We start from the raw sequence: 8,352 nt of genomic DNA on the forward strand, positions 1-8,352 counted from the left end.
CAGCGCGCTATTTCGGTGCCAGCCGGATCGCGCCATCGAGGCGGATTGCCGTGCCGTTCAGCATGTCGTTCTCGACGATGCTCCTGACCAGCGCGGCATATTCGGCGGGGCGGCCGAGGCGCGAGGGATGCGGGATCGAGGCTTCCAGCGCCTGGCGATAGTCGTCCGGTACCGACGCGAACATCGGAGTCTCGAACAGGCCGGGCATGATCGTCATGACGCGGATGCCAAGCTGGGCGAGGTCACGCGCGATCGGTAGGGTCATGCCGACAATGCCGCCCTTCGAGGCGGAATAGGCCGCCTGGCCGATCTGGCCATCCTCGGCCGCGACCGAAGCCGTGCAGATGAAGACTCCGCGCCCGCCATCGGGCGTGACCGGTGGCTCCGCGGCGAGTGCGAGCGCCGAGCGTGCGATCATGCGGAAAGTGCCGGCGAGATTGACGGCGAGCGTCTTCTCGAAGGTCGCGAGGTCGTGGGCCACGAGTTCGCCGGTCTCCCGCTTCTTCGAGACGACACGGCGGCCCGGGGCGATTCCGGCGCAATTCACCAGGATGCGCTCGATGCCATGCGCCTGACGAGCCGTGAGCAGGGCTTCGTCGACCGAGGCATCGTTCGAGACATCGCAAAGGGCAAAGATGCCGCCGATTTCGCTCGCCACCTGTTTGCCGCGCTCGGCATTCATGTCGAAGATGGCGACCTTCGCGCCCTGGGAGGCGAGCATGCGTGCGGTGCCTTCGCCGAGGCCGGACGCGCCGCCGGTGACGACGGCCGCGATGGACGAATCGAGCTTCATGTCAGGTCCCTGTTCGCAAAAATGGCTGGACCAGCCTTAATCCGCGCCATCGGCCGCTCCAAGGACGATTCTTGGCGCAACCCTTGTGCAGCCTTGCGTCCGGGGCCACATTTTCGGCGTGGGAAATGTGTATTCCGCACTGGGCCGGGGTTTTCAGGTCCTTCCACGGAGTGAGGAATGAGCGAGGGTTTCAGTTCGCGTTTCAGCGCCGAAGAGATGGCGGCGATCCGGCGGAGCCTGCGCGACGAAGCGCGTTTCGGCGCCGATCTGATGAGCCTTCTCAAGCGGGTCGCCAAGCGCATCCCCTTTGCCGAGGATCTGCTGGCAGCCTATTTCTGCACCCGCGATCCGGCGACGCCCCGGCGTGTCCGGCTGACATTGCTGGCCGCGCTCGGCTATTTCGTGCTGCCGATCGATGCGATTCCCGACATCATGCCGATCCTTGGCTTTAGCGACGATGCGGCCGTGATGGCGGCTGCGATCGCCGCGGTCGCGGGGTCGATCACGCCGGAGCATCGCCAGAAGGCGCAGGACACGCTGGCGGGGCTTTGAGCCCCGTTCAGGGCGTCAGGACGATTTTGCCCTGCGCCTTGCGATCCCCGATCATCGCAAACGCTTCCGCAGCGCGTTCGAGCGGGAAGGTGGCGTGGACATGGGCGCTGATGCGCCCGGCTGCGGCCCATTCCAGCAGTCGTTCCATGTTGCGGCGATGCGCCGCCGGTTCGCGCGCGACGAACTCACCCCAGAACACGCCGCGCAGGTCGCAGCTCCTGAGGAGCAGCAGGTTGAGTGGAATCTTCGGGATCGCGCCGCCGGCAAAGCCAACAACGAGGTAGCGCCCCTCCCAGGCCATGGCGCGCAATGCCGGCTCGGCGAGATCGCCGCCAACCGTGTCGTAGAGCACGTCGACGCCACGATTCTCCGTCAGGCGGCGCAGGCCCGCCTTCACATCCTCGATGCTGTAGTCGATCTCCTCCTGGGCGCCATGTTCACGTGCCAGCGCCAGCTTCTCCGGCGATGAGGCGCAGGCGATGACATGGCCGCCGAGCAAGGCGCCGATCTCGACGGCGGCCAGGCCGGCGCCGCCGCCTGCGCCGAGAATGGCCAGTGTTTCGCCGGCCTTGAGCCCGGCGCGCTGGATGAGACCGTGCATCGCGGTGCCATAGGTCACGAAGAGCCCGGCGGCCTGCGCGTCATCAAGGGTATCCGGCACGCGCACGATCGCCCGGGAGGAGACCGCGACCTTTTCACGCGCTCCACCATGCCCGAGCCATACGGCGACACGCTCGCCGATGCGCCAGCCTTCGACATCGCGGCCGATCGCGCTGATGATGCCCGCGCATTCGCCTGCTGGCGAGAAGGGCAGGGGCGGCTTGGTCTGGTAGCGATTCTGGATGATCAGCGTGTCGAAGAAGTTCAGCGCCGCCGCCTTGACGGTGATGACGACCTCGCCTGGGCCCGGCTTCGGATCGGGCAGTTCACGGATCACCAGGTTTTCTGCCGGCCCGTGGGTCTCGCAAAGCAGTGCTTTCATCTCGTCGCACCGTCCTCAGCCTGGCTTGTGCCCGCGATACCATCCGGACAACGCTGGTCACCGCCTGTTTCCCGGCGGATTGTGCCACGGCCCCGGTGCGGACGGAACCTTGTTCGCGGCAGCGTCATATTCGCATTTTCGCCAGGATCGTGACATCCTATGGTTCAGGCATTCTTGAGATTCCGCGCAAAATGCTTCGGAAATAGAGATGCTGTTAACATTTCTGCTGATTGATGGCGGTCGATGATTCTCAACTACTTCCGAACCGGCGTCACCGCCACCCGGCATGCGAAACTGGCTTCGGCGCTGATCGCGCTGGCTTTGCCGTTTCTGATTTCCCCGGCCCAGGCGCAGCGAGCGCCTGCTCCGGCCCAACGCGCTGCGGCTTCGGGCCAGGCCCAGGCGATGCTGCTCGAGACTGCCGGAAAGTGGCAGGCTTTCTCGTCGCAGCAGGGGCGATCCAAGGTCTGCTACGCGCTTTCCAAGGCGGAAACCCGCATTCCCGCCAATCTCAAGGATGTCGAAGGCATGCTCTTCGTCTCCAGCCGCCCGACCGAAGGGGTGCGCAACGAGATCAGCCTGGTGATGAATTTCGACCTCAAGGAAGATGTCGAGCATCAGGCGATCATCGGCAATGAGCGCTTCGCGCTCGTCGCAAAGGGCCAGAACATGTGGCTCAAGAACCCGGCTGAGGAAGGCCGCATGCTCGACGCGCTGCGCAAGGGCGCGAGCCTCGAGGTCAAGGGCATGTCGAAACGCGGCAATCCGACCAGCGACAAATATTCGCTCGCCGGTCTCAACCAGATCGTCAAGCGCGCCGAAGACGCCTGCAAGTAGCGCCGGCAGGCGGCGCATTTCCGCCGATTTCGCGCTTTATGCGGATTATGATATGAGCCCGCCGAGCGCGGGCGCATGATGCCCGCTTGAGCCCGAGTTCCGATGTCCCTGTCCGTCCCTGCTTCCCCCGCTCCGGCGGCCGAACCCGTTTTGCGACCTGCCTCGCTGGTCGGGCGCACACGCGCCGGCCTGTCCGATGCGCTGGCTGAAATCGGCGTTTCCGAGAAGGAGCGACGCATGCGCGTCGGCCAGCTCTGGAACTGGATCTATCATTACGGCGTCCGCGATTTCTCCGCGATGACGACGATCAGCAAGGTCTTGCGCGCCGCGCTGGCCGAGCGCTTCACGCTCGATCTGCCGGAGGTAACGGCCGAGCAGGTCTCAAGCGACGGCACACGCAAATGGCTGTTGCGGATGCCTCCGGTCGGTGCACGCGATCGTGGTGCCGAGTTCGAATGCGTCTATATCCCCGAGGTCGACCGCGGCACGCTCTGTGTCTCGAGCCAGGTCGGCTGCACGCTCAGCTGCACCTTCTGCCACACCGGTACGCAGCGCCTGGTGCGCAACCTCACCACCGAGGAGATTGTGGCGCAGCTGATGGTGGCGCGCGATCGTCTCGGCGACTTCCCCGGGCGCACCCCGCCCGAGGGTGCCTTCGTGCCGAATGATGGTGGCCGCTTCGTCTCGAACATCGTCTTCATGGGCATGGGCGAGCCGCTCTATAATTTCGACGGCGTCCGCGATGCGATCGACGTGATCTCGGACAATGAGGGCTTGTCACTCGGCCGTCGCCGCATCACGGTTTCGACCTCCGGCGTGGTGCCGCAGATCGAAGCGCTCGGCGCGGAGATGGGCACGATGCTGGCGATCTCGCTGCATGCCGTGCGCGACGACCTGCGCAATGAACTGGTGCCGCTGAACAAGAAGTATCCGATCCGCGACCTGCTCGAGGCTTGCCGCAACTATCCCGGCCTGTCGAACGCCAAGCGCATCACCTTCGAATACGTGATGCTGAAGGGCGTCAACGACAGCGATGCCGAGGCGCGCGAGCTCGTCAGGCTGCTCAAGGGCATTCCGGCCAAGATCAACCTGATCCCGTTCAATCCCTGGCCCGGCACGCGCTATGAATGCTCTGACTGGGACCGGATCGAGCGCTTCTCCGAGATCGTGTACCGCGCAGGCTATGCCTCGCCGGTGCGTACGCCACGCGGGCGCGAMATCCTCGCCGCCTGCGGCCAGCTCAAGAGCGAGACTGAAAAGCTCTCGGCGCGTGCCCGGCTGATGCTGGAGCAGAGCGAGGCCGAAGCTGCGGCGCTGGCGGGCTGACATATGCTGCGTTGGCTGCTGTTGATTCCATTCGCGTTGCTCGTTGCGATGGGATCGGGGATGTTTGCCCTGCTCATCGCCAGCGTGGTTTCGCCTGACATCGCCCTGCTGATCGGCGGCGGCTTCGAGCGTCTGCTCACAGCGCTCTTCGCCCAGGCCGAGAGCGGCTTCGATCCCGGCCCCACGGCGGAAGCTGCCTTCACGCTGCTCGGCCGGCTGGGCTTTGCAATCATGGTCGCACCGGTCGCGCTCGTCGCTATCGGCTCCGAGCTCTTTCGCATTCGCAGCGGGCTTATCCGCCGACCCGAGACACTCCGAAGCCGATGAGGCCCGGATTCGCCCGGGCATGATGTGCCGGACCCGCTACATCATCGGACCGGATATCGTATCCGGTCCGATGATCTAACCTTCTGTGTTTGCATCGGCTWTYCCGAAAACCGCAATCCACTYTTCGGGCCGATGCTTTAGTCGCCGATCGCCACGCCCTCGCGCCGGCCATCGGCTCCCCCGACAAAGCCTTCAGGGGTCTTGACGATCGCCTGGATGCCCGAGGTCATTTCCAGCAGCCTGACCTCATGGCCCTTGGCCTCGAGCGCTGTCTTCCAGGCCTCGGCCTCAGTGCCCTTTTCAAGCTCGGTGGGGCCATTGCGGCTGCCGAAATTGGCGAAGTCGACGGCGGCTTGCRGATCCATCTTCCAATCCAGCAGGGCGACCAGCGTCTTGCCGACAAAGCCAATGATCTGGCTGCCGCCGGGGGAGCCGACCACGGCGTAGAGGCGGCCAAAGGCATCGAACACCAGGGTCGGCGCCATCGACGAACGCGGGCGCTTCCCGCCCTCGACGCGGTTGGCGACGGGCTTGCCCTCCTCCTCCGGAGCGAAATTGAAATCGGTCAGCTCATTGTTGAGCAGAAAGCCGCCCTTGGTCATCTGCCGCGAGCCGAAGCCATCCTCGATCGTCGTGGTCATTGAGACCGCGTTGCCGTCTGCATCGATCACCGAGATATGGCTCGTGCCGTTCTCGATGCCGTCCGAGGGGGCAAAGAGCTGGGCCCGCTTGTTGGGAGGATCGCCGGCTTTGGCGCGGCCCATCGACTTGTCGGGGCTGACGAGCCCGGCGCGCGATCGGATGTAATCGCGGTCGATCAAGCCGCTGACGGGCACGCTGACGAAGGCCGGGTCGGCGAGGAAGAGCGCGCGATCGGCGAAGGCGAGGCGACCTGCCTCGCTGAACCAGTGTGCACTGTCGGCAGAAGGGCCGAGCCGGGCCATGTTCTGGGTTTCGAGAATGCCGAGCATCTGCTGGACGGCAATCGCGCCGGAGCTCGGCGGCCCCATGCCGCAAATCCGCCAGACCCGATAGGAGCCGCAGACGGCCTCTCGCTCCTCGACCTTGTAGGCTTGCAGATCGGCGAGCGTCATATCGCCGGGGTTGGTCTTGTGACCGGTCACGGTCGAGACGATGTCCTCGGCGATCGGCCCGGAGTAGAAGGCGTCGGACCCTCTCTCGGCGATGGCACGAAGCGTTGCGGCGAAGGCCGGATTCTTCAGGACCGTGCCGACCGCCTTGGCCTTGCCGTCCGGGTCGTAGAAATAGGCGGCGGCGCGCGGGTCCTTTGCGAGATTTGTCTCACCGGAAAGCAGGCCGTTGAGGCGCGGAGAGATGGTGAAGCCCTCTTCCGCCAGCTTGATCGCGGGGGCCATGACGGTGGCCCAGGGCAGTCTGCCCCAGCGCTTATGCGCCTCCTCCAGCAGCTTGACCGTGCCGGGCACGCCGACCGATCGGCCGCCGACGACGGCGTCGATGAACTTCATCGGCTTGCCGTCGGCGCCGATGAAGCGGTCGGGCCTGGCTGCCTGGGGAGCCCGCTCGCGGCCGTCCAGCGTGACGAGTGCTCGTCCGGCCTCATCCCAGTGCACGAAGAAGGCACCGCCACCGATGCCCGAGCTCTGCGGCTCGACCAGATTGAGAACGAGCTGGATCGCGATCGCAGCGTCGGTCGCGCTGCCGCCGGCGCGCAGGATCTCGCGGCCGGCGCTGGCAGCGAGCGGATTGGCGGCCGCCGCCATGTAGCGCTGCGCGGTGCCGACGGCTTTGGCGATGYGGCCGGTCGCAGCTTCGGGCGCGGGTGCAAGGGGCTGTGAGGCCGCTGCTCCCGCCAAAAGGGCACTGGCTGCGGCTAGCGCAAGGAGGGTTGATCGTCCGGCGGCGCGTGATGTGGAGAAGGAGAGGTTCATTCTGGCGATCTCCCGCTGCAGGCTGACGCCCATCCCAGCAGTGGAAKGGCTGCGGTGCAAGGCCCGGATAACGCAACGGGTGATTGTACGAGCTGCCTTTCACCCGCTCGAGCGGAGCGCTAAGCTCCGAATCGATCGCTCGATCATTGCCAAAAGGGGCATCGACATGTCGTTCGCGCTCTCCACCGTTCGTCGCCGCAGCCTTGCGCTTGCGGCCGTCACCCTCTTCGGCCTTATGCTCGCGGGCTGCGGTATCAACAATGTGCCGACACTCGAGGAGAGGGCCAAAGCGGCCTGGAGCGAGGTCCAGAACCAGTATCAACGCCGCGCCGACCTGATCCCCAATCTGGTCGAGACCGTGAAGGGCTATGCCTCGCAGGAGCGCGAGGTGCTGACCCAGGTGATCGAGGCGCGCGCCAAGGCGACGCAGGTCAAGGTCGACGCGTCGACCATCACAGATCCCGCGAAGTTCAAGGAGTATCAGGATGCGCAGAATGCCCTGACGGGCGCTCTGGGACGGCTCCTGGTCACGGTCGAGCGCTATCCTGAGCTCAAGTCGAACCAGAACTTTCTCGCCCTGCAGTCGCAGCTCGAAGGCACCGAGAACCGTGTTGCGGTAGCCCGGCGCGACTACATCCAGGCGGTGCAGAGCTTCAACACCGAGATCCGCACCTTCCCCGGCGTGATCTGGGCGCGGCTGTTCTGGGGCGCCAAGGCGATGGAAACCTTCTCCGCGGCGGCGGGCGCGGAGAAGCCGCCAGAGGTGAAGTTCTAAGCGGGCCCCGGGGTGCCCCGGCTCGCTCACCGAACAGGTCGGGTAGCCCCTCTTCCAGAAGGGAGAGGGGTTCTCCGTTATCTCTCCCTGTTGCTTGTCCTGCTCTGGGCCGGCTTCGCGCTTGCGGCCGATCCCAATTTTCCTGCCCTGACCGGCCGCATCGTCGACAACGCCAATCTGCTCGATGCCGCGGCGCGCAGCCGCATCGAGCAGAAGCTGCAGGCCCATGAGGCCAAGACCAGCGATCAGGTCGTGGTTGCGACCGTGCCGTCGCTCCAAGGCTACGCCGTCGAAGATTTCAGCAATCGCCTGTTCCGGCACTGGCAGCTCGGCGAGAAGGCCAGGAATAACGGCGTGCTGCTGCTCGTCGCGCCGAACGAGCGCAAGGTCCGCATCGAGGTCGGTTATGGGCTGGAGGGCGCGCTCACGGACGCGCTCTCGAAGGTCATCATCACCACCGCGGTGGCACCGAAATTCAAGACGGGTGATTTTGCCGGCGGCATCGAGGGCGGCGTCGACGCGATCCTAAGCATTCTGGCTGGAGATGCCGAGGAATGGCAGCGCCGCGCGACCGTCCGCAGTGACGAGAGCAGCTTTGGGGAGGATGTTGCCGTCATCCTGGTGATGTTCTTCATCTTCATCGTCGTGGTCAGCATCCTGCGTGGGCTGAACCAGCAAGGCGGCGGGCGCGGACACCGGATGCGCGATGGCCGCTGGGTGACGCTGCCGCCGACCAGCTCCGGCTGGGGGACGGGTTCCGGTTCCGGCTGGGGCGGTGGCGGCGGCTGGGGTTYGGGTTCGGGCGGCGGCTTTTCAGGCGGCGGGGGCTCGTCCGGCGGCGGCGGTGCTT

The 8,352-nt window shown here is 65.5% G+C and carries 9 protein-coding genes; 6 read left to right on the plus strand and 3 right to left on the minus strand.

Annotated elements, in window-relative coordinates; all coding sequences use genetic code 11:
- Positions 1–7: 7 nt before the first annotated feature.
- Positions 8–793, minus strand: a complete 786-nt coding sequence (locus tag AC1D34_RS21825; RefSeq protein ID WP_441493305.1) for an SDR family NAD(P)-dependent oxidoreductase — start codon at positions 791–793, stop codon at positions 8–10.
- Between the two features lie 177 nt (positions 794–970).
- Between AC1D34_RS21825 and AC1D34_RS21830 the strand changes: the two genes are divergently transcribed.
- Complete coding sequence (locus tag AC1D34_RS21830) at positions 971–1,345, plus strand: YkvA family protein (protein ID WP_069878622.1); 375 nt, start codon at positions 971–973, stop codon at positions 1,343–1,345.
- Positions 1,346–1,352: 7 nt separating this feature from the next.
- Here AC1D34_RS21830 and AC1D34_RS21835 read toward each other — a convergent pair whose 3' ends face one another.
- The gene (locus AC1D34_RS21835; RefSeq protein WP_441508244.1) at positions 1,353–2,327 is read right to left on the minus strand and encodes an NADPH:quinone oxidoreductase family protein; all 975 of its coding nucleotides are present in this window, start codon (positions 2,325–2,327) and stop codon (positions 1,353–1,355) included.
- A 243-nt stretch (positions 2,328–2,570) separates the two neighbouring features.
- On the opposite strand from AC1D34_RS21835, the gene AC1D34_RS21840 reads away from it, so the two are divergent.
- From AC1D34_RS21840 to AC1D34_RS21850, 3 genes are all read left to right on the plus strand, one after another.
- Positions 2,571–3,164: an invasion associated locus B family protein gene (locus AC1D34_RS21840; protein WP_476825293.1), complete on the plus strand. Its 594-nt coding sequence runs from the start codon at positions 2,571–2,573 to the stop codon at positions 3,162–3,164.
- A 102-nt stretch (positions 3,165–3,266) separates the two neighbouring features.
- Positions 3,267–4,490 carry a dual-specificity RNA methyltransferase RlmN gene (gene rlmN, locus AC1D34_RS21845; RefSeq protein WP_476825294.1) on the plus strand — a complete coding sequence of 408 codons (1,224 nt, stop codon included), beginning with the start codon at positions 3,267–3,269 and terminating at the stop codon, positions 4,488–4,490.
- A 60-nt stretch (positions 4,491–4,550) separates the two neighbouring features.
- The gene (locus tag AC1D34_RS21850) at positions 4,551–4,817 is read left to right on the plus strand and encodes a hypothetical protein (protein WP_476825295.1); all 267 of its coding nucleotides are present in this window, start codon (positions 4,551–4,553) and stop codon (positions 4,815–4,817) included.
- A gap of 137 nt (positions 4,818–4,954) precedes the next feature.
- Here AC1D34_RS21850 and ggt read toward each other — a convergent pair whose 3' ends face one another.
- Positions 4,955–6,727 carry a gamma-glutamyltransferase gene (ggt, locus tag AC1D34_RS21855; protein ID WP_476825296.1) on the minus strand — a complete coding sequence of 591 codons (1,773 nt, stop codon included), beginning with the start codon at positions 6,725–6,727 and terminating at the stop codon, positions 4,955–4,957.
- Between the two features lie 166 nt (positions 6,728–6,893).
- Between ggt and AC1D34_RS21860 the strand changes: the two genes are divergently transcribed.
- Together AC1D34_RS21860 and AC1D34_RS21865 are read left to right on the plus strand one after the other, a co-directional pair.
- The gene (locus AC1D34_RS21860) at positions 6,894–7,502 is read left to right on the plus strand and encodes a LemA family protein (protein WP_441508247.1); all 609 of its coding nucleotides are present in this window, start codon (positions 6,894–6,896) and stop codon (positions 7,500–7,502) included.
- Between the two features lie 90 nt (positions 7,503–7,592).
- The coding region (locus AC1D34_RS21865) for a TPM domain-containing protein (protein WP_476825297.1) at positions 7,593–8,352 on the plus strand (760 nt) is incomplete at its 3' end.

The organism is Allobosea sp. P1_A7 (assembly GCF_056406775.1).